Source organism: Bradyrhizobium sp. USDA 3262, from assembly GCF_054060035.1.
Window position 1 is genome coordinate 7,601,657 of sequence record NZ_JBSSCT010000001.1, and the last position, 26,409, is coordinate 7,628,065.

The following is a 26,409-nucleotide window of genomic DNA, read 5'->3' on the forward strand; positions in this document are numbered from 1 at the left end:
TGCATCCATGGTGATCAAATCTTCGGCTTTGGTGACATCGCGGGCTATCGGCGATCGCGTCAGGACGCCGCGATCTCGCGCAACTCCTCGTCGCAAGCGGTGATGAATATGTCGGCGTGGTCCTTGCCGAAGCACAGCGGCGGACGAATCTTGAGCGTATTGCCGAAGGGACCCGCAGCACCGATCAGGATGCCGCGCTGGCGCAGGCGGTTGATCAGCAGGCTCGCATGCTCCGCCGCGGGCTCCTTGCTGTCGCGGTCGCGCACCAGCTCGAGCCCGATGAACAGGCCGGCGCCACGAACGTCTCCGATGGTCATGTGGCGATTGCCGATCTCACGCAATCCATCCATCAGTTGACGGCCGGCCTCGAGCGCATTCTGCATCAGGCCCTCGTCCTCGATGACGTCGAGCACGGCAAGGCCTGCGGCCGCGGCCACCGGGTTGCCGCCGAAGGTGTTGAAGTACTTCACCTCCGCGGCGAAGCCATCGAGCAGCGCGGCGCGCATGGCGACGCCGCCCATCGGAAAGCCGTTGCCCATGGGCTTGCCCATCGTGACGATGTCGGGGACGACGCCATGGCGCGCGAAGCCCCACATCGCCGCCCCGGTTCGTCCGAAGCCGGGCTGCACCTCGTCGGCGATGAACAGTCCCTGACGGTCGTGGACGAGCTTCACGGTGGGTGCCAGGAAGCCGCCAGGGTCGGCATAGATACCGTCGCTCGAAAAGATCGTGTCGACCAGCAGCGCGGCAAAACCGAAGCCGCTGCGCTCAAGATCGGTGATCGCTGCGGCAACGCTCTCAGCGAAGCGCTGGCCAGGATCGCCGACCGGATTGCGATACATCTCGGGTGCGGGAACGGCGCGCACGTGGGGCGGCAGCGGCTGACCGGGACGCGAGGACGGCGAGACATCGGTCACGGCTGTGCTGTTGCCGTGGTAGGCGGTCTCCGTAACGATGAAGCCCGTCCGCCCGGTCGCCACTTTCGCAACCCGCAGCGCCAGGTCATTCGCCTCGCTGCCGGTGCAAGTCAGAACCAGATGATTGATCCCGCGCGGAAACGTCGCAAGGAGACGCTCGGCATAGCCATCGACGACGTCGTTGAGATAGCGTGTGTGCGTGCTGAGCAGGCCGGCCTGACGGCTGATCGCTTCGACGACGCGCGGATGCGAGTGCCCGACCGACGGGACGTTGTTGTAGAGATCGAGATAGCGCCGGCCATCGACGTCGAACATGTAGACGCCTTCAGCGCGCGCCATCCGGATCGGCTCCTGATAGAACAGGACCGAGGCCTTTCCGAAGGAACGCAGGCGCCGTTGCACCGCCTCGCCGAGCGCCGGGTCGATTGACGACACCCGGCCCTGATCGAAGGCGTTCAACGCCAGAATCTCTTTTTCCTGCTGCATCGCCCGCCTTCCCTTTGGCCCGCGGCCTGCGCGGACCAAAGCCGTCCCCTGCAGCGATCATGCCCCAGCCGTTCCGCTACGACCTTGGATCCATGTGCGAATTCCCACAATTGAAAAGCGGATTGCAGGCACAAGACATCAGAACGTCAGGCATGCGCTCCGCATTCCAAAAACATATTCCATATGTTTCAGTATCTTATGCGATCACTGCGATCCCTTTGCGAAGAGCATAGGCAGCGCGGCGCCCAAAAAATGGGGAATATGCCACATAATTGGTGTGGACTCACAACATCGCTTGGGGAACGATCATGAGGCGGACGCTGGAGAGGTTTGCAGCCGGAGAGACAGCGGAATGACTGATGACGCCCCTGCTGCGGCCGACAAGCGGCCACGAAAGGCCGACGGCGACCGCCTCTCGAAGCTCGCGCGCCACAAGCACATCATCTCGCAACTCACCGCCGCGCCGACGCTGCGGGCTTCCGAGCTCGCCGCCGTGCTCGGCGTCTCCGGCGAGACCATCCGGCGCGATCTGATGGAGCTTCAACAGCAGAAGCTTATCAACCGCACATATGGCGGGGCGTCCCGTCCCTTCGCACTCGAGCCGGCGCTGACCGATCGCAAGGCGATCATGATCGCCGAGCGCGAGGCGATGGCCGCGGTAGTCGCCGACCTCATCCTGCCGAACGAGGTGCTGATGCTCGGCGCCGGCGCTACCACGTTTCACATCGCAAGACGGCTGGCTTCGCGCGCGCACGATGTCACCGTGATCACCCATGATTACGCGATCGCGGCCGCGCTGGCCGTCAATCCGTCGATCCGCGTGCTCTGCTGTCCCGGCCGCTATCACCCCAACGAAGGCTATGTGTTCGGCACGCAGACGATCGCGAACATCAACAGCTATGAGGCCAACCGCGCCATCGTGAGCGCGACCGGCATCAGCGCGCGCGGTGCGAACGATGCCGACGACGAGGCCGGCGCCATCTATGGCGCGATGGCCAAGCGCGCCGCGGAGGCCATCCTGGTGGCCGATCACAGCAAGTTCGACCAGCGTGCGCTCACCGTCTTCGCGCATTGGACCGATATCGATCGTCTGGTTACCGATCGGCAACCAGAGGGAGCCCTGGCAACCGCTCTCCGTGCGGCCGGAACGGAGATCATTGTTGCGCAACCCTGAGAAAGGCCCAGCCATGGCACGCCTGACATCTGTTGCTTCCTGCGAGGACCACACCGGCCTTCATGCTGGCAACGACAAGGACCCCGGTCCCACGCAGGATTGGCGGACTCGGATCGGACGCCTCGATCTCGAGCTGATCGGGCCGGATCACGCCTTTGCCCGCAACTGGGAGCGCGTCGCCTGCATCCACGATGCCGCCTATGTGCTGGTGTTTCCCCTGACCGGATGCGTCGCATTCAGCCAGGACAGCCGCATCGGGATCGCCCGTCCCGGCGAATATGTCCTGCTCAGCGAGCTCGCCTTCTACGAATTGTCGTCTGACAAGACCGCGCGCTTCCTGATGCTGCGCATTCCGGCCGCCGAGCTGCGCGGCCGGCTGGTCTCGGTTGAAGATCACATCAGCCGGCGCTTCAAGCCGAACGAACAGATGACGCACCTGCTCGCGGGCATGATCCGCAGCGTGGCCGAGCTGTTCGTCGCCTCGCCGCCGCCGAACCCCCAGGCGCTAGCGACCGAAATGATCAGCTTCGTCGCGCTGACGATCGGATCAGAGGATCGCGGCGCGGCAACCGATGTACGCAACGCGCGTTATCATTTGCGCCGCCGGATCGTAGACTTCATCGAGAGCCATCTCGGCGACCAGTCGCTGTCGCCGAAGAAGATCGCGGCTTCGAGCCGCATCTCGCTCAGCTATCTCTACAGCCTGTTCAACGACAACGAGACCACGGTCAGCCAGTTCGTTCAGACCAAGCGGCTGCAGCGGGCGTATGAGATCCTGGTCGCCGACCCGAAGGGCCGGCGGACCGTCTCGGAGGTCGCCTACGAGGTCGGCTTCAAGAACGTATCGCATTTCTCGCGCTGCTTCAGCCGGCACTTCAAGGTGGCGCCGCGCGACGTTCGCCAGACGCCGGTGGCGCCGCCGCAGCCGGCCGCAAGCGCGCGCTCGCCGCAGCCGAAGAGCCCTGCTGCCCGGGTGGCGCCGCGCAACGGATACGGCTCCCCCTATTGGGAGATCGACAAGCAGCCCGTCCACGAGACGGCGTAGCGCCCCATCCTAAGGCAAGGCGTCGAGCGTCCCGCGACGCCGGCGCGCCTCCCGCCCGGAGCGATCATTGGACGACATTCAAGACAGATTATCCGCAAGCGAGCTCGCCTCGTTCTTCAACGAACTTGCCGACGTCGCCGGTAGGATCGCCGTGACGCACTTCCGCTCCAGCGTCGACTTCGAACGCAAGCAGGATCTGACGCCGGTCACCGTCGCCGATCGTGCGATCGAGATGGAGCTGCGGCGACTGATCGGCGCGCGCTTCCCCGATCACGGCATCCTCGGCGAGGAGACGGGATCGACTGCCGGGGACCGCTACACCTGGTATCTCGATCCGATCGACGGAACGAAGAGCTTCATCTCCGGCATGCCACTGTTCGGCACGCTCGTCGCGCTCGCCGACGAGAAAGACGGCTCGGTCGCCGCCGGCATGATCGATATGCCCGCACTGGCGGAGCGGTGGTACGGCACCCGGCAAGGCACCACCTTCAACGGCAAGCAGGCAAAAGTGAGCCGCACGACGCGACTGGAAGACGCACAGATCTACACGTCATCGCCGGACTTCTTCACGCCGGGCGACTGGGCTCGCTACGACGCGCTGAGCCAGAAAGCCATGTTCCGGCGATTTGGCGGCGACTGCTACCAATATGGCCTGCTCGCATCCGGCCACTGCGATCTCGTGGTCGAAACCTCCCTCAAGTCGTTCGACTTCATGGCGCTGATTCCGGTGGTCGAGGGCGCCGGCGGCATCGTCCGCGACTGGCAGGGGCAACCGCTGTCGCCGGACTCCGATGGCCGGGTCATCGCGGCTGCGAACGACAGGCTGCTCGAGCAGGCACTCGCGATCCTCGATCAATAGTTTGCGGAAACCATCCTGCGGCGCGGCTCAGACGAGCCGCAACCAGCCGTCCCAGCGGGGATCGTACATCACGTCACGGGCGCGCATGTATTTCCAGACGCCGTACTTCTGATAGTCGAAATCCCAGTCCTTGAGCTTCCGGTTCACGACCGCCCATGACGCCCATTTCATGTCGGCGAGCGCCCGGTTGAGGATCACGCGCGCGACCATCTGCGGCCGCACCTCGCCCAGATATTGCTCGATCAGGGCCTCCGTCAGATGCTCGTCGAAGAACATCTCGGCGAAAAGGACGCCGAGCTCATAGCTACGCTCGTTGTTGGAAGCGAACTCGTAGTCGATCAGCTTCATCGGCTTTGGGGCGCCTGATTCCGCCGAGATCAGGAAATTGCCCGGCATCGGATCGTTGAAGCACGGCACAAGATCGAGACCCGACGCCAGGAACGCCGACTTGGCCTGATTGTAGCGATGCATCAGCCAGGGCATGTCCTGCGGGAAATGCGCGCCGAGCTCCCTGCCCTGCTCGATATGTTCCTCGATCATGTCGAAGATGGTCTTGGTCTGCCCGAGCTTCGGGCCGGCATGCAGGCGGCGGTAAAGGTCGAGAACGTCGGCCTGGATGGTGGCATCGCCGAAATCGGCATTGGTGCAGGCGCGATAGCCTTCGAGGAACTCGCTGATCTCGAGCCCGTCCGCGGCGTCGAAAAAGATCACCTCGGGCGCAACGCCCATGGCGTGGGCGTTGCGCGCAGCCTCGTTGGCGGTCACGCGATCGATGAACATCTCCGAGCCCTCGCCGGGCACCTTGATGAAGTAGCGCCGTCCATCGCCGGATATCTCGACCAGCCAGTTCTGATTCATGAGGCCGCCGACCAGCGGGGTATAGGCCGCCCCCTTGCCGTGCCATTGCGGCACGCGGGCGATCGCCGCCTCGACATTGCACTCGTGGACTGTCGCTCCCTCGCCGAGCTTCCTGCGGACAGTCATGCGATCCTCCGAAGCATCTCGCCAAAGCGCGGCTCCCGGACCGTCATGCGGCAACGCACGAAGCGCCAGCTGGCGAACTTGTAGAACTCAAAGGTGTTGCGCGCCGACCGCGCGGCGAGCACGGCGCCGATCAGGCCCCAGCGCAGATCATCCGCCATGCCGTAGATGCGGGCGCGGCTGAATGCGCGCTCGTCGAATCCGCCGGCGTTGCGGCTGAAGGCCTCGCGCGCCTCCGGTTCCTGCGCGAAGGCTTCGACGAGGAAGCTGCCGAGGTCCTCCAGCGGGTCGGCCGTCGTGGCGCGATCCCAATCGATCAGGCGAACCTCGCCGGTGTCGCTGATCAGGATGTTCGAGACATTGCCATCGCCATGGATCGGCACCGGCTTGATGTCGAGTTTCCTCAAGGCATCGGCCGCAAAACGCAGCTCCTTGACCAGCCATTCCGCATCCGAGGGCAGTTGCGCCTTCGCGGCCTTTGCCGCCCCGTAGAAATGCTCGATCTCGTCGAAGACTCCCATGCGCCGCGGCAGAGGTGCCCCTGCCTGGAACAGGCGCCGCGCCGCGATGACCGCGTCGACGATCTTCGGCTCCAGCATCCGCTCCAGCGTGCCGACCCGCCAGCCACGGTTGAGATCCTCCATGACCAGAAGTCCCGCGTCCGGATCCGCCGCAAGCACCTTGGGACCGATACCGAGATCGGATGCGCGCCGGGCCGCTTCGAAGGCGCAGGCAACGTCGATGTAGAGCTTGGCATCCACATCCATGCTCTTGATGAAGATGCTCTCGCCGCTTCCATTCCTGGTGGCGCGCCAGGGAGCGCCGTCGACCCCGCGCCAGCTTGGCGAGGCGAGGACCGGAATGGCGGGCTCGATCACGATATCGCCCGTCCCCCATCCCGGGAGCCCGGCAATGTAGTTCCGGACCGTGGCGATTTGCGTTCCAGACTGGCTCATGACGACTTCTGATCTCTCGCGGGTGCCATTCGGCCCGCTTATCGCGGGCCTCCCGGTTTGATGACAAATTCGATCAAGACAAGTTTGATCAAGACAGATGCAAAAGGGATGCCTCGCACTCCACCAAATCATGCCCTTGCGGCAGCGGCACTACCCCGACGGGGGCGACTTTCGCTATCCGGACACTGATCCAAAACACCATTTGTCGAGGCCGAGATGTCTGCTGCGGAACTGATCGGGATGAGCCTTGCGGGGCTGACGGAGGCCTACGCATCGCGCGCATTGTCGCCGGTGGAGGTGTTGCGAACCGTGCTCGGCCATGCCGAGGCGGTCAATCCCGCGATCAATGCGCTGTTCTGCTTCCGTCCGGAGCAAGCCATGGCAAGCGCGCAAGGCTCGGAAGCGCGATGGAAGGCGGGAGCGGCGCTGGGTCCGCTCGACGGCGTCCCCATGACCGTGAAGGACAGCGTCGCCATGATCGGCTGGCCCTATTTTCACGGCATCGGCGCCAACCGTGCCCTGCCGCCCTCCAACTACGATTCGCCGCCGGCGATCGCGCTCCGCGAGGCCGGCGCGGTGATCTTTGCCAAGACCACGATGCCGGATTGCGGCCTGATGGCGTCGGGCATCAGCTCGCTGCACGGCGTTACCCGCAATCCCTGGGGGCTCGCCTGGAATACCGGCGGCTCGTCGGCCGGCGCAGGCGCCTCCGTCGCCGCCGGCGCCGGCTATGTTTCCGTCGGCACGGATATCGCGGGCTCGGTCCGCCTTCCGGCCGCCCATTGCGGACTGGCCGGACTGAAGCCGACCCATGGCCGTGTGCCGCATTTGCCGGCCGACACCATGCGCATGGCAGGCCCGATGGGCCGCAGCGTGGACGATATCGCGCGCCTCCTGACCGTGCTGACGCGGCAGGACGAGCGCGACACCTGGAGCCTGCCCGCCAATGGCGTGCGCTATCACGAGCATCTGAAGCGCGACGTGAAGGGACTGAAGATCGGCATCCTCACCGACATGGGCTTCGGCATGAAGGCGGAGGCGGCGGTTTGCAGCGCGGTCGAAGCGGCCGGCAAGCTGCTCGCGGGCGCCGGCGCGATCGTCGAGCCGTTCACCTCTCCGCTCACCGACGACGCCTATGCGCCGATCGACCTGTTCCTCCAGGTGCGCGGCTATCTCGAATATGCATCGCTGCCGCCGCATGGCGACACCGCACGCGACATCAATCCCTACGTTCGCGCATGGTGCCTTGGTGGGGCGAAACATTCGGGCGCCGACCTCTACCGGGCGCTGGGCCAGATCGCCAAGATGAAGGCGGCGATGCTCGCGGCCTTCGAGGGCTGGGACTATGTCATCGCCCCGACGCTGCCGGTGGTGAATTTCCCGGCCGAGGAGCCCGGCGTGTCGCGCGAGATGCCGCTCGCGCACACGCTGTTCACCGCAATGTTCAACCAGACCTGCCAGCCCGCCTCCACCGTCTGCATGGCATTCGATTCCCGCCATTTGCCGATCGGCGTCCAGGTGACCGGGCACCGCTTCGACGATCTCGGCGTGCTGCAGGTGACCAAGGCGCTGGAAGACATGCGCTCGTTCGCGATGAACTGGCCGTTCAAGCCGCGCCCCTGAGCGCTCAGGCCGCGGCCTGCGCCGGCTCGCCGTCGAGGAGGTGGCAGGCGGCAAAGCGCCCCGGCGCGCGTTCGACCAGATTCGGCGTCTCCAGCCGGCAGCGGCCGAACGCCTTCGGGCAGCGCGAGGCAAAGCTGCATCCCGCCGGGATATCGATCGGGCTCGGCGGCTCGCCCTCCAGCAGGAAGTCCGCGGGGTTGAACGGCTTCTCCTCCAGCGTGGGGGCGGCCGAGAGCAATGCCTTGGTGTAGGGATGCTGGGGATCGAAGAACAGCTCGCGGTTGTCGGCGATCTCGACCATCTCACCGAGATACATCACGGCAATGCGCGTGCAGACCCTGCGCACCATTGCGAGATCATGGGAGATGAAGACATAGGTGAGGTCGTTCTTCTCCTGCAGCTTCGAGAACAGGTCGATCAGCCTTGACTGCTCGCGTTGATCCAGCGCGGACAAGGTTTCGTCGAGGATCAGCAGCTTGGGATCGAGGATCAGGGCGCGCGCGATCGAGATGCGCTGGCGCTCGCCGGTGGAGAGCGCGTTCGGGAGCTGGTCATAGAGCTCGGCGGCAAGACCGACCTCGGCCATCGCCGCGATGACCCGGCTGCGTAGCTCCGCGCGGGCGACATTGCCACGGATCAGCAGGCTCTCCTCGATCATGCGGCCGACGGTGGTGCGCGGCGGCAGGGCGTTGTACGGATCCTGCAGCAGCAGCTGGAATTCGCTGCGGGTGCGGATCAGCTGGCGCGGCGACAACGTCCCGAGCGACGTGCCATTGAGGACGATGCTGCCGTTGTCGGGAACCTCCAGCCAGGCCAGCAGGCGTGTGAGGGTCGACTTGCCGCAGCCGGATTCCCCGACGATGCCGAAATTCTCGCGCGGCATGATGTCGAGCGTCACGCCGCGTACTGCCTGCACGTTGCTGTAGGTATTGAACGTGCCCCGCTTGCGTGCGCGATAGGTCCGAACAACGTGTTCCACCTTCATCAGGGGCAATTCGTCTTGCGCTTTGCGGCGGGCCGGCGGGCCCTCCGTGGTCGCCCACATGCGCGGCACGCTGGCAATGGCCTTGCGCGTGTAGTCGGTCTGCGGCGCGGCTGAGCAGGTCGGCGAACGCCTGCTGCTCGACGAACCGGCCCTGATGGAGCACGGCCGTGCGGTCCCCGAACTGGCCGAGCGTGGGCAAGGACGACGAAAGGTAGATCGTCGCCATCCTGTGGCGCAGGCACAGGTCGTGCAGCAGCGCTACGATCTGTGCCGCGATGGTGACATCGAGCGGCTGGGTAATGTTGTCGGCGATCAGGACGGCGGGCTCGGCGCAGATCGCATCCACGATCATCGCGCGCTGCATCATGCCGCCGGAGAATTTTGCCGGGTAGTCCCAATAGCGCTCTTTCGGCGATGGAATCCGGACCTCGCCGAGGAGCTGCACGACCCGCTCGCGACATTCGCGCGGATTCCATTCGGGCCTGACGCTGTGCAGCTTTTCCGCGATCTGGGTCCCGACCGGTACCGTCGGATCGAGCGAGCTTTGCGGCTTGGAGCCGATATAGGCGATGTCGCGGCCGATCCGCACCTCGCGCGCCCCGGCGCCGAGAATGTCCTGGCCGGCGAAGGTGACCCCTCCGGAGCGATACGCCAGACTTTGCGGCAGCCAGTTCGCCAATGCGCGGCTGAGCACGGTCTTGCCGGCGCCGCTTTCGCCATAGATGCCGAAGATCTCCGACGTGTTGAGGCGGAAGGAGATGTGATCGAGGATCGGCGCGGCGCCCGGTGTCGCAGAACCGACCGTGAGGTCGTCGACCTCCAGAATGAGCGAGAGATCCATCTCAGAGACCTCCATAGATCCGGTTGCGCGCCTTCTCGAGCGCCGACCCCATCAGGTTGATCGAGGTAAGCGCGATAGCCAGGAACACGCCCGGCGTGGTCGCGATCCACCAGGCATTGATCAGGTATTTGCGGGAGTCGGCGATGATACTGCCGAAGCTCGGCGTCGGCGGCTGGATGCCGAGCCCCAGGAAGCCGAGGATCGCTTCGAAGATCATCATGCGTGCGACGTCGAGCACGGCGACGAATGCGATCGGCGGCAGGATGTTCGGCGCGGCGAACAGAAACAGGATCCGCCAGTCCCCGGCGCCGAGCACGCGCAGGCCGCGGACATATTCCTTGCCGCGCTCGGTGACCGCGGCGCTGCGCGCCACACGCGCGTAGAGCGGCCAGCCGGACAGCGCCAGCACGATGATGATGGTCGGCACCGTCGGCCGTGACACGCCGAGAATGGTGATCGCCAGGATGATCATCGGAATCGACAATTGGGCATCGGTGATCCGCATGATGACGGTGTCCCACCATTTGCCCTTGAAGCCGGCAAACAGGCCAAGGCCGCAGCCGATGACGAAGATGAGCAGGACCGTGACGACGCCGACCAGCAGCGAATAGCGCAGGCCGATCAGGCTGCGCATCAGCATGTCGCGGCCGAGCTGATCCGTACCCAGCGGATGATCCCAGGTCCATTTGTCGCCGAGAAAGACCGGCGACATGAACTTGTCCTTCACCACCATCTTGGTCGCACTGATCGAGGACACCTCGGGATAGATGGCCGAGGCCAGCACCAGCGCCATGAAGATGATGAAGCCGATCTTGAAGCTCGGCATGCGCCAGGCGGCGGCCATGATGCGGCGGTTGACCGAACGGGTTGGGGCCGCCGGTAAGGCGGGCTCCTCAGCGATGATCGTGGTGGCCGTCATGATCAGATCTCCACGCGGGGATCGATCAGATAAGCGACCAAATCCACGATGATATTGATGAAGACAAAGACGGCGCTGGTCGTGATGGCGATGCCCTGGATGACTGGAAAGTCGCGCCCGACGACGGAGACCACGGTCAGATTGCCGAGGCCAGGATAATCGAAAATGTATTCGATCACGAGAACGCCGCCGATCAGCGTCGAAAGCTGGATCCCGAGCAGGTTGACCAGCGGCACTGCCGCGTTGCGTAGGGCGTGCGAATAGACGATGCGGCGGCGAGACAGGCCGCGCACCCGCGCCTCATCGATGAACGGCGCTTGCATGACCTCGCCGAGCGAGGTCGTCAGCGTGCGGATGATGAAGGGGGCGATCTCCACCGCGAGCACGAAGGCCGGCAGGATGACATAGGAAAATCCCTGGTAACCGAGCGCCGGCAGCAGCTTCAGTTTCACCGACAGAAACAGGATCAGAACGATCGCGAGCCAGAAATTCGGAATCGAGACGAACAGCGACTGCATTCCGAACGCCAACGCATTCTGCCAGCGATGCTGGTGCAGCCCGCCCGCGATGCCGATCGGAAACGACAGCAGTAGCGCGAACACGAGCGCCATGCCGCCCAGTTGCAGCGTGAACGGCAGGCGTTCGAGGATGAGATCGATCACCGGCGCCATATCCGACTTGGTCGGATCAACATACTGCCCGCCGGTCGCGATCATGCCGCTGCGCGGCCGCAAATAGGATTGCCCGAGATCGCCCTGTACCAGCCCGCGCATGTACCGACCATATTGCACGATGATGGGGTCGCGCAGCCCCATCTTGGTCGCGACCTTCTCGACCACGTCGGCCGGCGCCATGCCGCCGACGATCAGGCGCACGGGATCGCCCGGCACCACGCGCAGCAGCGTGAAGATGATCAACGAGGTGATGAAGACGATCAGGATGCCCTGCGCGATCCGCTTGACCAGGAATTCCAGGATCAACATCGAGAAGAGCTACCTTTGCAATTCATGAGGACCAGGCCCGACCAGTCCGGCCTGCGTCCGCGAACCGGCAGGTCGGGCGTACCCGGCCTGCCGAGCAATCATCATGCCAGTGTTGCCTTGGTCATGTCCTGCATGCCGTTCGGATAGATGTACAGACCATCCAGCTTCTTGCTGTAGGCATGGATGAAGACCGAGGTGAACAACGCGAGCGCCGGGGCCTTCTTGGCGATAGTCGGCAGCGTCTCGGTCTGCAGGATCTTCTTGCGCTCCTCGATTGTCGTGGCGTTGCGCTCCTTGTCCAGCACTGCGTCGATGTCCTTGTCGACGATGCCGGTGATGCGCTTGGAGGAGGAGTGGAAGTGGGTGCGCAGGACGAGATCCGGCTCGGGCGAACCGGTGCACCAGCCGCAGTCGATCATGTTGCCCTCACCGCCGCCGGGCTTGTCGTAAAGCAAATTGCCCCACGCCGCGACTTCGAGCGTCTGCAGATTGACCTTGAACCCCTGCTCCTGGAGCATGCCGGTAATCAACTCGGCATATTCCTTCGTCTTCGGATAGAAGCCGACCGACGTGTAATAGGTGAGCTCGGGTAGGCCCTGGCCTTTGGGGAAGCCGGCCTCCGCGAGCAGCTTCTGCGCCTTGTCCGGATCGAATTCAGGATAGTCGGCCACCTCGGCATAGCCGAACTTGACCGGCGAGATGTGCGCCTTGGAATAGATGCCGGAGACGCCGAGCACGTCGAGCACCTGCTTGCGGTCGATCGAGTAGCATGCGGCGAGGCGAATGCGCGGATCGTCGAACGGCTTCTTCGAGCAGCGGAAGAACAGGTATTTGTTCTCGACCGAAACCGCCTTGTGGATGCTGAAGCGGGCATCCTTCGAGATGGTCTCGACCTGCTCCTGCTCGAGCCGCTCGATGATGTCGGCCTCGCCGTTCAACAGCGACAGCGTGCGCGTCGTGGTGTCACCGACGAAGTGATACTCGACACCCGGGATCTTCGCTGCGCCGAGGAAGAAGTCGGGATTGGCGGCGAGAACGGTGGTGTCGCCTTTCTGCTCGACATATTTGTAGGGGCCCGTGCCGTTCATGCGCGCCGAGAGCTGCGCTTTGTTGGCAACGTCTTTGGCCGACATGATCGGCAGGAAGGACGACAGGTAGTAGTAGAGCGTCGCCGGATAGCCCTGCGCCTTGGTGTTGATGTGGCAGGTGTAGTCGTCGACGACGTCGACGGTGACGAGACCGGGGTACCACTGCGCCGGACGATCGGGTTGGCAGCCATATTCATAGGTCGCCTTGACGTCGGCCGCTGTGAACGGGGTCCCGTCATGAAATTTGACGCCCTTCCTGAGTTTCACCTCCATCGTATAGGTGTCGATGGGCTTCATCGATTCAGCCAGCTCGAAGATCAGCTCGTCCGGCTTCTCCGGCCGCATCGGCGCCCGCGTCAGATAGCCGAACACAAAGCCCTCGACGATGAGCTGGCCGAGATTGGTATGGGTGGTTGGGTCCCAGTTGCCGGTCAGCGCTTCCGCGCCAAGAAAGCGCAGTGTCTTGCCTTCGGCGGCAAAGGCGGAATTCACAAGAAAGTCGGGATTGACCCGCCCGAAGCCGAACGCCGCGGCCCCGGCCAGTCCCCCTAACATCAAGTCTCTGCGGTTGATCATATGGTAATCCCTCGATGATTTCGGCAACGCTGAAACTGCTCTCGAGGCCGCAAGGCACTCAGCCGTTTCGATCGTCTTGCACAAATCGTGGCTTTCACGCCTGCAAAGCCTAGACCAAAGGCCGCAATCGCCCGATTCCTGCTGCTCCACGATTCCGTTGCTGACACTCCCGGGCGCCGCGGTCGCGCACGGAGATTTTCCGCTCCCGGAAGCATGGCGCACAACGGCAAGGCAAGGACGCCTTTCCAATGTGCAGCACACAAATGATGGATGCACAGAGCAGCAACGCCATGCAGGCGACCATATGATCACGCTCGCGGAACTGAACGGAATCCCAGCATTGGAACAGCGTGTTGCTCCGGCCGACCATCCCATTCGCGGCGTCATCTCGGATCTCGACGGCGTCGCCTATCGCGGCGACACTCCGATCGAAGACTCCGTCAAGGCATTTCGCGGATGGAGCGAGCGGGGCCTGCCCTACGCGTTCGTCACCAACAATTCGACGAAATCCGCCGCGCAATTTGCCGCCAAGCTGAGCCGCATCGGCATTCCGGCCGAGCCGTCACAGGTCTTCACGACGATTTCGGCGGTCATGTCCCTGCTCGAACGGCGCTGGCCGCGCACCACGCCCGTGTTTGCGATCGGCGAACGACCACTGCTCGAGGCGATCGAGGACAGTGGCTATCGCCTGACCTGCGTCGAGCCCAAGATCGTCGTGCTCGGATTCGATGCCGCGCTCGACTACGCCAAGCTGCGCACCGCGGTCAGGGCCGCACTCGCCGGCGCAACCGTCATCGCCACCAATCCCGATGTCCTGACGCCGGTTCATGACGGCTACGATCCCTGCGTCGGCGTGATCACGGCCGCAGTTGCCGCCGCCGTGCCCAATACCAAGCCGATCGTGCTAGGCAAGCCGCAACCGTTCCTGATCGAACAGGCGCTGGCGCATCTCGGCACTGCCCGGCATGAGACCGTCATGGTCGGCGACCAGCTCGGCACCGATATCGCGGCAGGAAAGGCCGCCGGCATGCGGTCGATCCTGCTCGCCAGCGACGTCCCTTTCAATGCGGTTGCGGGCGTCGTCCCCGATCGCATCATCGCGAGCCTTCTTGACCTCGCGCCCCCCGAGACGGCCGGTTGGCCGCGATGATGACTCCTGGCCTCATCGAGAGCATGCAGGCCTCTCTCGCCGCGAGCCTGCCGCGCTGGGGACTATCATCGCAATCGACGCTCGCCTTTCTCAGCCATTCCGAGAACACCACCTTTCTCGTGCAGGATCCGGCCTCGCGGCAAAAACTCGTGTTGCGCGTGCAGCGGCCCGGCTATCACTCGCCGGACGAGATTGCGTCCGAGCTCGCCTGGATCGACGCCTTGATCGCAGACAACGTGGTGCTCACGCCGCGCCCGGTCGCCGATCGGGAGGGACACCTGTTGTGCCCCATTCCCCTGAGCGGCGCGACGCGACACGTCGTTGCGTTCGAATTCCTCAGCGGCAAGGAGCCGGACGCCTCGGACGATCTGGCCACCTGGTTCGGCAAGCTCGGCGCGACCAGCGCGCGGCTTCACGCGCACAGCCGCCGATGGACAATGCCATCAACGTTCCAGCGCAAAGTCTGGGATTTCGATGCCATGCTGGGCCGCCGGCCACTATGGGGTGACTGGCGCGCCGGTCTTGGCCTGCGCGACGATGGCCGCAGGCTGTTGCAGAGGGTCGCCGACCAACTTGAACGGCGCGTCGAGGCTTACGGACGGGACGAGCAGCGGTTTGGCCTCGTTCACGCCGACCTCCGCCTCGCCAACCTGCTCGTCGAAGGCGACCGGCTCGGCGTCATCGACTTCGACGATTGCGGCTTCTCGTGGTTCTTCTATGACTTCGCCGCGGCCGTCAGCTTCATCGAGCACGAGCCGGTGATAGACCTGCTCCAGCAGTCGTGGCTTGCGGGATACCGGACCGTCGCACCGGTCTCGCGCGACGACGAGGCCATGCTGCCTGCGTTCGTGATGCTCAGGCGCATGCTGCTGACGGCCTGGCTCGCTTCGCATTCGGACACCGAAACCGCACGACGCCTCGGTACGGGCTACACCGACGGAACGGTCGCGCTCGGCGACCGGTTCCTGCGCGGATTGTGACGCGGAATTTCGGGACCAGCCGCGGCGCGCCTGCCCTCTTCTCCAGTGTTGTTGCTCCCGGACTCCAGAATGCCACAACAGATGTTTCCCCGCCGGCTTTGATCCGCGAATGATGGGCGCGCGTTCGGACATCGCGCGTCCGAAGCGGACTTAACCAGCGAGCGTGGGCTGCGTCAGATGGATATCCAGGCTTATTTCGAGGAGTGGTCCTGCGAGCCCGGCGATGTCGTCCGGCTCGCGATCAGCACGCCGCACGCCACCGCCCGCGCAAGCCTCGTGCGACTGGTCTCGGGTCCCGGGCGCGACGAAGCGATCGAGGGCAAGGTGATCGATTTCTCGTCGGTGCTCGACCGCACCGTTTCCGGCGGCGTGCAATCCACAATGGTCGGCTCGCACGCCGAATTTCCGCTTCCCTCACCGATCAACGATGCGGCGATCAGCGTCCATTGCTGGGCATGGCCGACCGTCCCCGAGCGGAGCGCGCCCCAGGCCATCTGGTCGATCGGCGACATTGCGCTCGTCATCATCTCAGGCGGTCTTGCGCTTCGAATGGGCAGCGCAACGCTCGCGGTCTTGCCGGATGCGATCATCGCCAAACACTGGTATTCGATCCTGAGTACCATCGGCGACGGCGAGGTCTGCATCGACCTCAGGCGTCTTGATGCCAAGGTTGGGGCACAACGCACGTTCCGCGCGGCAACCGGCGCGACGGCAAATGCGGCGACGCTCCTGCTCGCGGCGGCCGGCATCGGCCGGTCCGGGTCGCCGCTGGAGCCATATAACGGCAAGATCGACTCGCCAACGCTGCACCTCGCGAAGCCATCCGCCGAGATGATCGCCGCATGGCACGCAGGGAAGACTCCCACGCAGCCGGCATGGGCAGCATGGAAACTCGGCAGGGACTTCGCGTCAGAGACGATTGAGCCGGACGCTGGAGGCAAACAGGGGCACCTTGTCAACGGCGTCGAGCGCGGTGTGACCGGACGCAACTGGGACGGGCGAAGCGACTCCTTCGTCGAAGTTCCCGAGCAGTACTGTGCGCTGCAATTCCACGACGACGACATGGTGGATGCCGGCTGGAGGTATAATCTCGAATTCCGCCTGCCGGAGGACCTTCAAAGCGGAGTCTACGCAGTTCGGCTCGAGGCCGGCGGAAGCCGCAATCATTTTCCGCTGTTTGTCAGGCCAGTCCTAGGCACTTCGGCACCCGTGCTGTTCCTGGTGCCGACCAACACCTATCTGGCCTATGCGAACGACCACCTGGCCTCGCTCGATTTCTCATCGGTGATGCCTCATGACAAGGTGGTGCCCGAGGACGAACAGTACCTGTTCTCACATCCGGAGCCGGGCCGCTCCTGCTACGATACCCATGCCGACGGAACGCCGGTTCGCTATTCGAGCCGCAGACGGCCGCTGTTCAACGTCCGCCCTGGTTTTCCGAACTGGCTAACGGGCTCGTACCGTCACTTTCCCGTCGACATGTACATCATCGAATGGCTGGAGCAACTCGGCATCGAATACCACGTCGCAACCGACGAAGATTTCGAACGTGGCGGCCGCAACCTGGCCGACCGGTACGCGGCGATCGTCACGGGCTCGCACCCGGAATACTGGACACGAACCGGCCTCGATATCCTCGACGGATACCTGCATGACGGCGGACGGGTCATGTATCTTGGCGGCAACGGCTTCTACTGGGTGACGAGCCGGCTCGGTGCAAAGCCCTGGGTCATCGAGGTGCGCCGCGACAACAGCGGCACGCGCTGCTGGGATGCCCCCTATGGCGAACGGACCCATGTTGCGACGACTGAAGCCGGCGGCATCTGGCGCACGCGCGGCCGCGCCCCGAACAAGATGCTAGGCGTGGGCTTTGCATCGGAGGGATGGTCGAGGGGCTGCGGATATCGACGTCTGGAGGCGAGCTACAATTCGCCCGCCGCGAAATTGTTCGACGGCATCACTGAGGAAATCGTCGGCGATTACGGCTATGTGCTGGGTGGAGCAGTGGGAGACGAGGTCGACAGGTACGACGTTGCGCTCGGAAGCCCCGAGCATGCCTATGTGCTCGGGACTTCGACCGGGCTTGGCAACGAGTATCAGCTCGTCATCGAAGATCTCACACTTTCGCTTCCGGATCAGGGAGGCGCACAGCGGCCTGACGTGGTGAGATCGGACATGGTCCTGTTTCCGATCGATGGAGGCGGCTGGGTGTTTTCGGTCGGCTCCATCGCCTATGCCGGCACCCTGGCCTGGAACGGCTGCGACAACGGTCTTTCGCGCCTGACGGCGAATATACTCAGGGCCTTCACCGGCAAGGAGCCGGTGCTCGGAGCATGAGACCGTCAGCGCGGCTTCGCCCCTGAAACGAAAGGTCAACGACCTTCGTTCGCCCCTCAGAATGGTCTGGTTGCAGGTTCGAGTCCTGCCCAGCAAGACGATCTGAGCCGTTACCATTTCAATAGGCGCGCGCGAAGTCACCCTCCTGCTTGATATCGGTGAATACAGGAAAGCGCGCCTTCCAAGGCGTGCCCTTGGCCGTCGTCAGCTTGTTGAGCCGCTCAAGCACGCCGAGGCCATCCTTGCGCAGGCTCGCCGAAACCGCCGTAAGGTCCGGGAAATTCTTCAGGACGGCATCGAGCCAGATGGTGCGGCCGGCCAGGAAACCGCCCGCGCCGGCGGCATAAGCGAAGTCGAGGACGCGCTCGAATTTTTCCGGCGCGGCGCCGCCCGACAGCAAGACCCAGGGAATACTCCGCGCACGGCAGATATCGCCGATCGCATCGAATTCCTTCTGCGCGGCCCTGGCTTCGGCGCTGCCGTCACGGGCCGGCAGGCTGTTTGCCGCGAGAGGGCTCTCAAGCTTCAGGAGATCGACGCCGTATTCGGGCTTGGCAAACTCGCGCACGCTATCGATGACGAGGCCCGGGAGCTTGCCAGGCGATTCCACATAATCGGCGGTGTGATTGGCGCTACCAAGGAACGGATAGACCAGCAATTCAAGAACATAGGGAACGTCGTGGCGGGCGCACTCCTCGCCAATCTCGCGCACGAAGCGCTTCTGATGCTCGTTTACCGCGGCGTCCGCATCCGGCCGATACCAGGCCAGCACCTTGACGGCGTCGCCGCCCATGGCGCGAATTTTCTCCACACTCCAGTTGGCGATCGCGCGCGACTTGCGACCGCCCGCCGTCTCCTCGACGCGATGCTCCTCCAGCGTCATGATCAGGCCGCAGCGCGGCGGCAACAGATCGATCGCGGCGGGCACGGCAAAATTCGGGTCGAACAACATCGAGCTGCAATGCGGCGCAAGGTTCTCCACGAGGAGCCGCTTGGCCGCGGTGACGTCGGAATATTCGACCTGATCCCGCGTGATTCCCTTCGCCTTCGCAATGGCATCGAACAGCGGCGGCCGCTGATCCAGCGCGACCATGCGAAAGTGGCCTTCCGCGTCAGCAAGGCGGCCCAGCCCGCGGTTCTTTCCAATCGTTCTCATGGCTTCGTCCTCATGAATGCAACACACTCGTTGATGGTAGGGATTCCGTTGCGGCCACCGGCGTGGCGACATTTCATCGCGGCCGTGGCTGCAGAAAACGCCATGGCGTTGCGCACTTCGAGACCGGCGCCGATCGCCAGCGCATAGGCGCCATGAAAGACATCGCCGGCGCCGGTGGTATCGACGACATCGACGGCATAGGCGGCGTGCCGGTGCAGCTGGCCATTCTCGTACCAGCTCACACCGTCCTCGCCGCGTGTGACGGCAACAACACTGCAGCCGAAGCGCGCCAGTGCTGCGAGAGATTCGTCTTTGGCAGATCCGGCGAAAGAAGCGAGCGCGGGCTCGGAGAAGATCGCGTGGTCGGTCAGGGGCAGCAGTCGCTCGAACACCCCGGCATCAGCCATGTCGCCGTCGAGCACCGTCGGAATGCCGCGCGCACGCCCCTCGCGAAACAGCGTCGCGGCGCCCTCCACCCAGCGCGGATCGGCCAGCACCGAGGATGTGCGCGCGATGGCTTCAAGCGGAAGCCAATCGGCCGCTTCCGGAAAGAGACCACGGAAGTTCACGATCTGCCGCTCGCCCGAACTGTCGACAATGATCCCCGAGACCGACGAGCGGCCATCGGGAAACAGCCGGAAATTCTCGACGTCGACACCTTCGGCCGCAAAAGCCGACCGCATCTCGTGCCCGGCGGCATCGTCCCCTGCCCGTCCCCAGAACGCGACGGAGGCACCGAGCCGTGCGACCGCGACCGCGGCATTGGCGGCCATTCCGCCGCCAAGGGTACCGTAGTCGATGGCCTTTATCTTCTCGCTGTTGCCCGCAAAGAGCCGATCGACGCGCCAGACCTGATCGAGCGCGGATAGCCCAAGGCAGATCACCTGGACGCGCCTGGCTCCCGACGCCACATCCGCGAGCGCCGAAAGAGCTGCTATGTTCGCCGACGCGCTCACCGCAAGACCTGCCCGTTCGCTGCATCGAACAAATGCGTCTTGCCCGGCTGCGGCCGCAAGCTGAGGCGATCGCCGAGCTTCGGTCGCAACGACGGATCGACCCTTGCAATCGCGGAGACGCCGGCGAGATCGAAATGAATCAGCGTATCCGAGCCGAGCGGCTCGACGAGCTTGACGTTGATGGCAACGCCGTCGGCCGTATCAGTGGCCGCGACGAAATGCTCGGGACGAACGCCGAGGATCGCGCTGCCGGCCCGGCGCAGCCGGCTTGCGGTCTCGCCATCCAGCGGCACCGCCGTTGCGCCCTGTGAAAGGATCGCGCGCTCCCCACGCCATTCGACCGGGAAGAAGTTCATGGCGGGCGAGCCGATGAAACCCGCGACGAACTGGTTGGCCGGCCGCTCGTAGACCGTCTCCGGCGTGTCATATTGCTGGATCGTGCCGTTCTGGAGCACCACGATCCGGTCGGCCATCGTCATGGCCTCGATCTGGTCATGGGTCACGAAGACCATGGTGGTCTTGAGCTCCTGCGATAGCGCCTTGATCTCGGCCCGCACCTGCCCGCGCAGTTTTGCGTCGAGGTTGGACAACGGCTCGTCGAACAGAAACGCCTTGGGATTGCGCACAATCGCACGGCCCATCGCGACGCGCTGGCGCTGTCCGCCGGAGAGCTCCTTCGGCTTGCGATTGAGATAGGGTTCGATGTGCAGCAGTGCGGCGGCGCGCTTGACGCGCGCATCGATCTCCGCCTTCGGCGTTCCCCGCAACTCCAATGCGAACGACATATTGTCGTAGACGCGCATGTGCGGATAGAGCGCGTAGTCCTGGAACACCATCGCAATGTCGCGCTGTGCAGCTTGCACGCCGTTGACGCGCTTGTCGCCGATGTAGAGGTCTCCGGACGTGATCGGCTCGAGACCCGCGATGATTCGTAGCAGGGTCGACTTGCCACAGCCGGATGGCCCGACAAAGACGACGAATTCATGGTCCGCGATCTCCAGATTGAGGTCGGGGATCACGGTGAAACTGCCGTAGCGCTTGACGAGGTTGCGGATCGAGATCGAGGCCATGATCGCTTAATCCAGCGCCAGTACCGGCTTGATCAGCTCGCCCCTGGCAAAGCGGGCGAAATTCTCAGGCAGGGCCGACAGGCCGAACTCGCCGTCGACGAGGACGCGGTATTCGTCCTTGAACTTGCGCAGCAGCTCGATGTTCGGCTCGAAATCCGAGACCGGGAAGTAGAAGGTCCGGATCATGTAGAAGTCCTTGCGGCGGAACACCTTGCCCTCCTCGATGGTCCAGGGCGCAGCGTTCTCGCCGACCAGCACCAGCGCACCGCGCGGCAGGATGAGCTCGATGCCGAGATTGCGCGCCGCATGCGCGCCGGAGCATTCCATGATGAGAGCGAAGCGCTGCGATGTGTCCCCGACCGGATGCGCCTTCGCGCCGAAGGATTGCGCGATCTTCAACCGCGTCGCGTTGGGTTCGGCGACGTAGATGTCGTTGTAGCCGAGCGCGCGCAGCGCCAGCACGACGCCGAGACCGACCGGCCCGGCGCCCATGACAAGAACAGGTCCGGCCTCACCCGGCGGCACCACGCGGCTGACGAAGCGCACGGCGTGGCCCGACGTGCCGATGGTGTCGAGCAGCAGCGGCGCGAGGCTGTCCTCGATATCGTCAGGCACCGGCAGCAAACAGTTTTCCGGCACCGGCACATATTCGGCATAGCCGCCCGGCCTGTTCCAGCCGATCAGGCTGGAGACTTCCAGGCACATCTGGGTGTCGCCGCGTTTGCAGGCCGCGCAATGGCCGCAATGCAAGGGAATGTAGACGGCGCATCGGTGGCCGTGCAGCCGATGACCGGGCTGTTCGACGACGCCAAAGATTTCGTGTCCGGCGGTGAACTCGGCACCCTTGTGCCAGAGCTTGAAATCGGAGCCGCACAATGCGGTGCGCGAAACGCGCACGAGCACTTCACCCGTGCCGACGTCGGGCATTGCCACGCGCTCGATGGTGATGCGGTCGTTGCCGTGGAAGACCGCGGCCTGCATGATCGAATTCGGACGGGGCGACACGTTCATCAGATACCTAACCTTTCACCGCGCCGAGCGTCAGTCCGGACACCAGCCAGCGCTGCACCAGGGCAGCCAGCACCAGCGGCGGCAGCGCGATCAGTGTCGCCGCGGCCATGAGGGCGCCCCATTGCGTCGAGCCTTCGCCGATGAAGTTGAAGGCCGCCGCGATCAGCGTCTTGGTGTCGCCGTTGGAGAGCACCAGCGCAAACAGGAAGTAGTTCCATGAGAAGACGAAGGCGAGGATCGCGGAAACAGCGACACCGGACGCCACCAGCGGCAGCGCGATGCGCCAGAGGATGCGCGTGACGCTGCATCCGTCGACCTGCGCCGCCTCGAAGACGCTGCGCGGGATGCCGTCGAAGGATGGCAGAAAAACCCAGATCACGATCGGCAGCGTGATGACGGCGTGGCTCAGGATCAGCGCGGTGTAGGAGCCGATCATGCCGATCTGCCGGAACATGACGTACCACGGCAGCAGGAACAGCGTGCCCGGCGCCATGCGCGCTGCGAGCGTCAGGATCGCCGGCCACGAGATCCGTGTCCAGGACACGGCGAACGCGGCGGGGATGCCGAACAGTAGGCCGAGCGCTGTCGAGCCGACGGTGACGATGAGGCTGTTGAGCGCATAGCTGAGGAACGGCGTGGTCTTCGTCAGCTCGACATAATTGTCGAGCGTTGGCGTGAAGATCAGCGTGGGCGGATAGGCCGTCACCTCGAACGACGGCTTGAACGAGGACAGCACCATCCAGACGGTCGGCGCCATGATGAGCACGCCGGCCAGCACGAGCTGCGCGGTGTTGAGCCAGCGGATCCAGCGGTCGGTGTTGGCGGCATCCGTCATGACATCACCACGCCACTGCGCCGCGCAGGCGGTTGAAGGCGAGCACGGCGCCGAACACGATCGCCGTCAGCGTCAGCATCAGGGCGCTGGCATAGCCGATGTTGAAGAACTCGAAACCCACCCGGAAGCCGTAGATGTTGAGCGTGTTCGAGGCGTTGCCGGGGCCGCCCTGGGTCGTGATGTAGATGATATCGAAGAAACGCAGGAGATCCACGCTGCGCAGGATGGCCGCGGTGACGATGGTCGGCAAGAGCAGCGGCAGAGTGATGCGCTGGAAGGTCTTGAACGGCGAAGCTCCGTCGATCTGCGCCGCCTCGTAGACGCTCGGCGGCAGGGATTGCAGGCCGCCCAGCACGATCAAGGCGACGTATGGCGTCCACTGCCAGCTGTCGATCAGAGCGACGGTCGGGATAACCCACGTCGGCGACGCCAGCCAGTCCGACGGCGGCAGGCCGAACGACTGGAGGATGTAATTGGCCGCGCCAAGCGAGGGATCGAGGATCACCAGCCACATCATGCCCGCCACCACCGGCGGCATCATGAAGGGGGAGATGAACAGCGAGCGCACGATTCCCGGCAGGCGTTTGGCGTGAAACAACACCAGCGCCAGCCACACGCCAAAGACGAGCTGGAGCACCAACGACAGCACATAGAGCGCTATGGTGACCCAGAGCCCGTGCCAAAACTCGTAGTCGGAGACCAGCTTTGAGTAATTGGCGAGACCCGCGAAGGACTGCTTGCCGGTCGAGGAGAATGTCTGGAAGCCGAGCCAGATCGTATAGACGACCGGAAACGCGATCATCGCGACCGTGAAGATCACGGCCGGCGCCGATAGCGCCGACATCTCCAGCTTTTGCCGGTCCTGCGTGAGTGTCGCAGCCGCGTCCGACATGCATCCGTTTCCTTGAGAGTGAGGCGCCGGCAGGCACAAGCCTGCCAACATCAAGCGGTTACTTCTGGGCGATCAGCGCATCGAGCGCCTTGTCGGCATCAGCACAGGCTTGGTCGATCGGCTTCTGCTTCAAGATCAGGTCCTGCACGGCCTGACCGATGAACTCGCGCGATTCCGGATTGGCGATGATGGGATAGCCGACCTCGGAGGAGCCCTTCGTAGCCAGCACGTCGAGCGCAGCCTGCCATTCCTTGCGCACCGGCTCCTCGTCGATCCACTTGCGATACTCGGGATCCTTGGCAACCGACGGCCGCGGCGGGGCAATGCCCTGGAGTGCCATTTTCTTCTGCACCTCGGGGCTGGTCGCCCACTGCACGAAGTACCACGCCGCGTCCGGCTGTTTGCTGTGCGAGGACACCGCCATGCCCCAGCCGATCGTGGTCGGCACCTGGCCGGCCTCGCCTGCCGGGAATGGCAACAGGCCGGTGTCTTTGAGCCGCGCGCCGCCCTCCATCACCGTGCGCAACTCATTCGAGGATTCGAATGCCATCGCGGCGCGGCCGCTGCGGTAGAGCGCCGAAATCTGCTGGAAGCTGTAGTTGACCACACCCGGCGGACCGAAGTCGCGCAGCAGCCGGCTATAGGTGTCGAGCGCTTCCTTGCCCTTGGCCGAGCAGAGGTTCGACTTGCCGCCTGCGATGTAGCTGCCGCCGATGTTGTGCAGCATGTTGCTGAAGGTGTAGGCGACCGCGGGCTTGAGGCCACGCGAGACAAACGGCGTGACGGCGCTGTCGCAGGTCTTGATCTTCTCGGCGGCCGCCTCGACATCCTTGATGGTCTTTGGCGCCTCAAGGCCGCACTTCTTGAAGATGTCGGTGCGGTAATAGAAGATCGGACCTTCGATGTTCATCGGCATGCTGGTCAGTTTGCCGCCGAAGGTCGCAGCCTTGAGCAGGGCCTGGCTCAAGCCGGCCGGGTCGTATTCCCTGGCCACCTCGTTCTTGGCCATCGCAGTGAGATCGCCGTACCAGCCGGCCGCGGCGAACTGCTCGCCCTCGCGCGAAGGCAGCGTCATGAACACGTCAACCTCGTCGCTGTTCGCATTCATGACGGTGACCAGACGCTGGCGCATCTGCTGTTCCTGATAGCCGTCGACCTTCAGGGTCATGCCGGTCAGCTTCTCGAAATCGGCCTTGTAGGTCAGCAGCGCCTGCGCGACCGGATTGTTATTGGCGAGAAAGGTGACGGTCCTGCCCTTGAACTTCATCCAGTCGAAATCGGCCGCATGAGCCTGCGCGCTGACGGCGACAATCGCGAGAACGGGCAACGCGACGTGCGTCGCGAGCATCCTGGCCTTCATCGAACTCTCCTCCCGGCTGGCCGCCTTAAGCTGGCGGGCCATTTGAACGCGACTTGAAAACGGTTACAATTTAGACCTCACATCGGTTGTGTCAAGCAATGGACAAACCGGATATTCTGCGGCAAATTTACGAGATTACCGCTACCGCGCGGTTTGCCTCATCGAATGTAACGTTACATTGATGCGATTGACCAACGCCAAATCCGTGAAACAGGGCATCCGCGCCGTGGCAGCCCGTGCCGGCGTCTCAACGGCCTCGGTGTCGCGCGCACTCAACAATCCCGATGCGGTAAGCCCTTCCTTGCGGGCGCGCATCGAACAGGCCATCGATGCGCTTGGCTACATTCCGCATGCGCCGGCGCGCATTCTGTCGTCACGGCGCTCGCGCACGCTTGGCGCGATCGTTCCGACAATCGACAACACGATGTTCGCGCGCGGCATCGCCTCGCTGCAGCAGTATCTCTCCTCGGTCGGATACATGCTGTTTCTCACCACGAGCGGCTACGATCTCGACGTCGAATTGCAACAAGCGCGCAATCTGATCAGCCGCGGCGTCGATGGACTTGTGCTGCGCGGTGATTGCCATCACGACGGACTGCGCAAGTTGCTTGCGGACAATGCGGTTCCCTTCATCAATGTCGGCATCTACCAGCCTGATCGGCCCCACCCTTGCGTCGGAACGAACAACGAAGCGGCCGCCCATCGCGCCGCCGCGCACGTCATCGAGCTTGGCCACCGCCGCATCGGGATCGTCTCGGCGCTCCAGCGCAACAACGATCGCGCCAGCGCTCGCGTCGCCGGCTTTCGCCGCGCCCTCACCGAGAACCGCCTGGAGCTTCCTCCGCAATGGCATGTCGAGGTGCCCTACACGCTGGACGACGCGCGCGAAGCGGCCCGCTATCTCCTCAACCTGAAGGATCGTCCGACCGCCGTCGTCTGCGGCAACGATGTCATCGCCTACGGCGTGTTGCTCGAGGCGGAGCGCGATGGATTTTCGGTGCCGCGCGACCTGTCGGTGGTCGGCTTCGACGATCTCGACTGGAGCCGCCATTTGCGGCCGAGCCTGACCACGATCCACGTACCGACCGGAGAAACCTGGCAGCGCGCCGGGGAATATCTGGTGCGCAGCCTCGCCGGCGAGCAGACCATCATGCATCGCGAGATCGACTTCTCCCTGGTGGTCCGTGAATCGACGGCTCCCCCTCTCAAATCCTGAAGTGAGACCCCTC

General features: G+C 64.1%; 22 protein-coding genes and 1 pseudogene. 8 read left to right on the forward strand and 15 right to left on the reverse strand.

Annotation, left to right across the window (positions count from 1 at the left end):
* Positions 1-59 precede the first annotated feature (59 nt).
* Positions 60-1,403: an aspartate aminotransferase family protein gene (locus tag ACVWYP_RS35930; protein ID WP_304496627.1), complete on the reverse strand. Its 1,344-nt coding sequence runs from the start codon at positions 1,401-1,403 to the stop codon at positions 60-62.
* Between the two features lie 352 nt (positions 1,404-1,755).
* On the opposite strand from ACVWYP_RS35930, the gene ACVWYP_RS35935 reads away from it, so the two are divergent.
* From ACVWYP_RS35935 to ACVWYP_RS35945, 3 genes are all read left to right on the forward strand, one after another.
* Entirely contained in the window at positions 1,756-2,577 is an 822-nt protein-coding gene (locus ACVWYP_RS35935; RefSeq protein ID WP_304496628.1) for a DeoR/GlpR family DNA-binding transcription regulator, read from the forward strand.
* 13 nt (positions 2,578-2,590) lie between these two features.
* Entirely contained in the window at positions 2,591-3,622 is a 1,032-nt protein-coding gene (locus tag ACVWYP_RS35940; protein WP_028341166.1) for a helix-turn-helix domain-containing protein, read from the forward strand.
* 67 nt (positions 3,623-3,689) lie between these two features.
* The gene (locus tag ACVWYP_RS35945; protein WP_304496629.1) at positions 3,690-4,481 is read left to right on the forward strand and encodes an inositol monophosphatase family protein; all 792 of its coding nucleotides are present in this window, start codon (positions 3,690-3,692) and stop codon (positions 4,479-4,481) included.
* A gap of 27 nt (positions 4,482-4,508) precedes the next feature.
* Here ACVWYP_RS35945 and ACVWYP_RS35950 read toward each other — a convergent pair whose 3' ends face one another.
* Positions 4,509-5,465 (reverse strand): choline/ethanolamine kinase family protein, encoded by a 957-nt coding sequence (locus ACVWYP_RS35950; protein ID WP_028341168.1) that lies wholly within the window; start codon positions 5,463-5,465, stop codon positions 4,509-4,511.
* Entirely contained in the window at positions 5,462-6,418 is a 957-nt protein-coding gene (locus ACVWYP_RS35955; protein ID WP_304496630.1) for a phosphotransferase family protein, read from the reverse strand. Before ACVWYP_RS35955 ends, ACVWYP_RS35950 begins: the two co-directional genes overlap by 4 nt.
* Positions 6,419-6,634: 216 nt before the next feature.
* Here ACVWYP_RS35955 and ACVWYP_RS35960 point away from each other — a divergent pair, with 216 nt between their 5' ends.
* A complete protein-coding gene (locus tag ACVWYP_RS35960; protein ID WP_304496631.1) occupies positions 6,635-8,041 on the forward strand; it encodes an amidase in 1,407 nt (468 codons plus the stop codon).
* Positions 8,042-8,045: 4 nt separating this feature from the next.
* Here the strand turns inward: ACVWYP_RS35960 and ACVWYP_RS35965 are convergent.
* From ACVWYP_RS35965 to ACVWYP_RS35980, 4 genes and pseudogenes are all read right to left on the reverse strand, one after another.
* Positions 8,046-9,882 (reverse strand): annotated as a pseudogene (locus ACVWYP_RS35965) (ABC transporter ATP-binding protein).
* On the reverse strand, positions 9,869-10,786 hold the full coding sequence (locus tag ACVWYP_RS35970; protein WP_304496633.1) for an ABC transporter permease: 918 nt from the start codon (positions 10,784-10,786) through the stop codon (positions 9,869-9,871). The pseudogene ACVWYP_RS35965 and the gene ACVWYP_RS35970 overlap by 14 nt, the downstream one beginning before the upstream one ends.
* Before the next feature lie 2 nt (positions 10,787-10,788).
* Positions 10,789-11,769, reverse strand: coding sequence for an ABC transporter permease (locus ACVWYP_RS35975; protein WP_018272936.1), 981 nt, complete (start codon positions 11,767-11,769; stop codon positions 10,789-10,791).
* Positions 11,770-11,870: 101 nt separating this feature from the next.
* Positions 11,871-13,433: an ABC transporter substrate-binding protein gene (locus ACVWYP_RS35980; RefSeq protein WP_092083051.1), complete on the reverse strand. Its 1,563-nt coding sequence runs from the start codon at positions 13,431-13,433 to the stop codon at positions 11,871-11,873.
* A 340-nt stretch (positions 13,434-13,773) separates the two neighbouring features.
* On the opposite strand from ACVWYP_RS35980, the gene ACVWYP_RS35985 reads away from it, so the two are divergent.
* Positions 13,774-14,583 carry an HAD-IIA family hydrolase gene (locus ACVWYP_RS35985; RefSeq protein ID WP_304496634.1) on the forward strand — a complete coding sequence of 270 codons (810 nt, stop codon included), beginning with the start codon at positions 13,774-13,776 and terminating at the stop codon, positions 14,581-14,583.
* Positions 14,580-15,563 (forward strand): phosphotransferase enzyme family protein, encoded by a 984-nt coding sequence (locus ACVWYP_RS35990; RefSeq protein WP_304496635.1) that lies wholly within the window; start codon positions 14,580-14,582, stop codon positions 15,561-15,563. The genes ACVWYP_RS35985 and ACVWYP_RS35990 overlap by 4 nt, the downstream gene beginning before the upstream one ends.
* A gap of 191 nt (positions 15,564-15,754) precedes the next feature.
* On the opposite strand, the gene ACVWYP_RS35995 is transcribed toward ACVWYP_RS35990, so the two are convergent.
* Complete coding sequence (locus ACVWYP_RS35995; protein ID WP_304496636.1) at positions 15,755-16,090, reverse strand: hypothetical protein; 336 nt, start codon at positions 16,088-16,090, stop codon at positions 15,755-15,757.
* Positions 16,091-16,136: 46 nt separating this feature from the next.
* On the opposite strand from ACVWYP_RS35995, the gene ACVWYP_RS36000 reads away from it, so the two are divergent.
* A complete protein-coding gene (locus ACVWYP_RS36000) occupies positions 16,137-17,900 on the forward strand; it encodes a N,N-dimethylformamidase beta subunit family domain-containing protein (RefSeq protein ID WP_453945901.1) in 1,764 nt (587 codons plus the stop codon).
* A gap of 118 nt (positions 17,901-18,018) precedes the next feature.
* Here the strand turns inward: ACVWYP_RS36000 and ACVWYP_RS36005 are convergent, their stop codons facing one another.
* The 7 genes from ACVWYP_RS36005 to ACVWYP_RS36035 are packed head-to-tail and all read right to left on the reverse strand — an operon-like array spanning position 18,019 to position 25,180.
* Positions 18,019-19,056, reverse strand: coding sequence for a tagatose 1,6-diphosphate aldolase (locus tag ACVWYP_RS36005; RefSeq protein WP_028341176.1), 1,038 nt, complete (start codon positions 19,054-19,056; stop codon positions 18,019-18,021).
* Entirely contained in the window at positions 19,053-20,012 is a 960-nt protein-coding gene (locus ACVWYP_RS36010) for a sugar kinase (RefSeq protein WP_304496638.1), read from the reverse strand. Before ACVWYP_RS36010 ends, ACVWYP_RS36005 begins: the two co-directional genes overlap by 4 nt.
* Positions 20,009-21,082, reverse strand: coding sequence for an ABC transporter ATP-binding protein (locus ACVWYP_RS36015; protein ID WP_304496639.1), 1,074 nt, complete (start codon positions 21,080-21,082; stop codon positions 20,009-20,011). The genes ACVWYP_RS36010 and ACVWYP_RS36015 overlap by 4 nt, the downstream gene beginning before the upstream one ends.
* 6 nt (positions 21,083-21,088) lie before the next feature.
* Complete coding sequence (locus ACVWYP_RS36020; protein WP_304496640.1) at positions 21,089-22,093, reverse strand: zinc-dependent alcohol dehydrogenase family protein; 1,005 nt, start codon at positions 22,091-22,093, stop codon at positions 21,089-21,091.
* Positions 22,094-22,100: 7 nt separating this feature from the next.
* Positions 22,101-22,928 carry a carbohydrate ABC transporter permease gene (locus tag ACVWYP_RS36025; RefSeq protein WP_304496641.1) on the reverse strand — a complete coding sequence of 276 codons (828 nt, stop codon included), beginning with the start codon at positions 22,926-22,928 and terminating at the stop codon, positions 22,101-22,103.
* A 4-nt stretch (positions 22,929-22,932) separates the two neighbouring features.
* Positions 22,933-23,820, reverse strand: coding sequence for a carbohydrate ABC transporter permease (locus ACVWYP_RS36030; RefSeq protein ID WP_304496642.1), 888 nt, complete (start codon positions 23,818-23,820; stop codon positions 22,933-22,935).
* A gap of 58 nt (positions 23,821-23,878) precedes the next feature.
* Positions 23,879-25,180: an ABC transporter substrate-binding protein gene (locus ACVWYP_RS36035; protein ID WP_304496643.1), complete on the reverse strand. Its 1,302-nt coding sequence runs from the start codon at positions 25,178-25,180 to the stop codon at positions 23,879-23,881.
* A gap of 181 nt (positions 25,181-25,361) precedes the next feature.
* Between ACVWYP_RS36035 and ACVWYP_RS36040 the strand changes: the two genes are divergently transcribed.
* Positions 25,362-26,396, forward strand: coding sequence for a LacI family DNA-binding transcriptional regulator (locus tag ACVWYP_RS36040; RefSeq protein ID WP_304496644.1), 1,035 nt, complete (start codon positions 25,362-25,364; stop codon positions 26,394-26,396).
* Positions 26,397-26,409 lie beyond the last annotated feature (13 nt).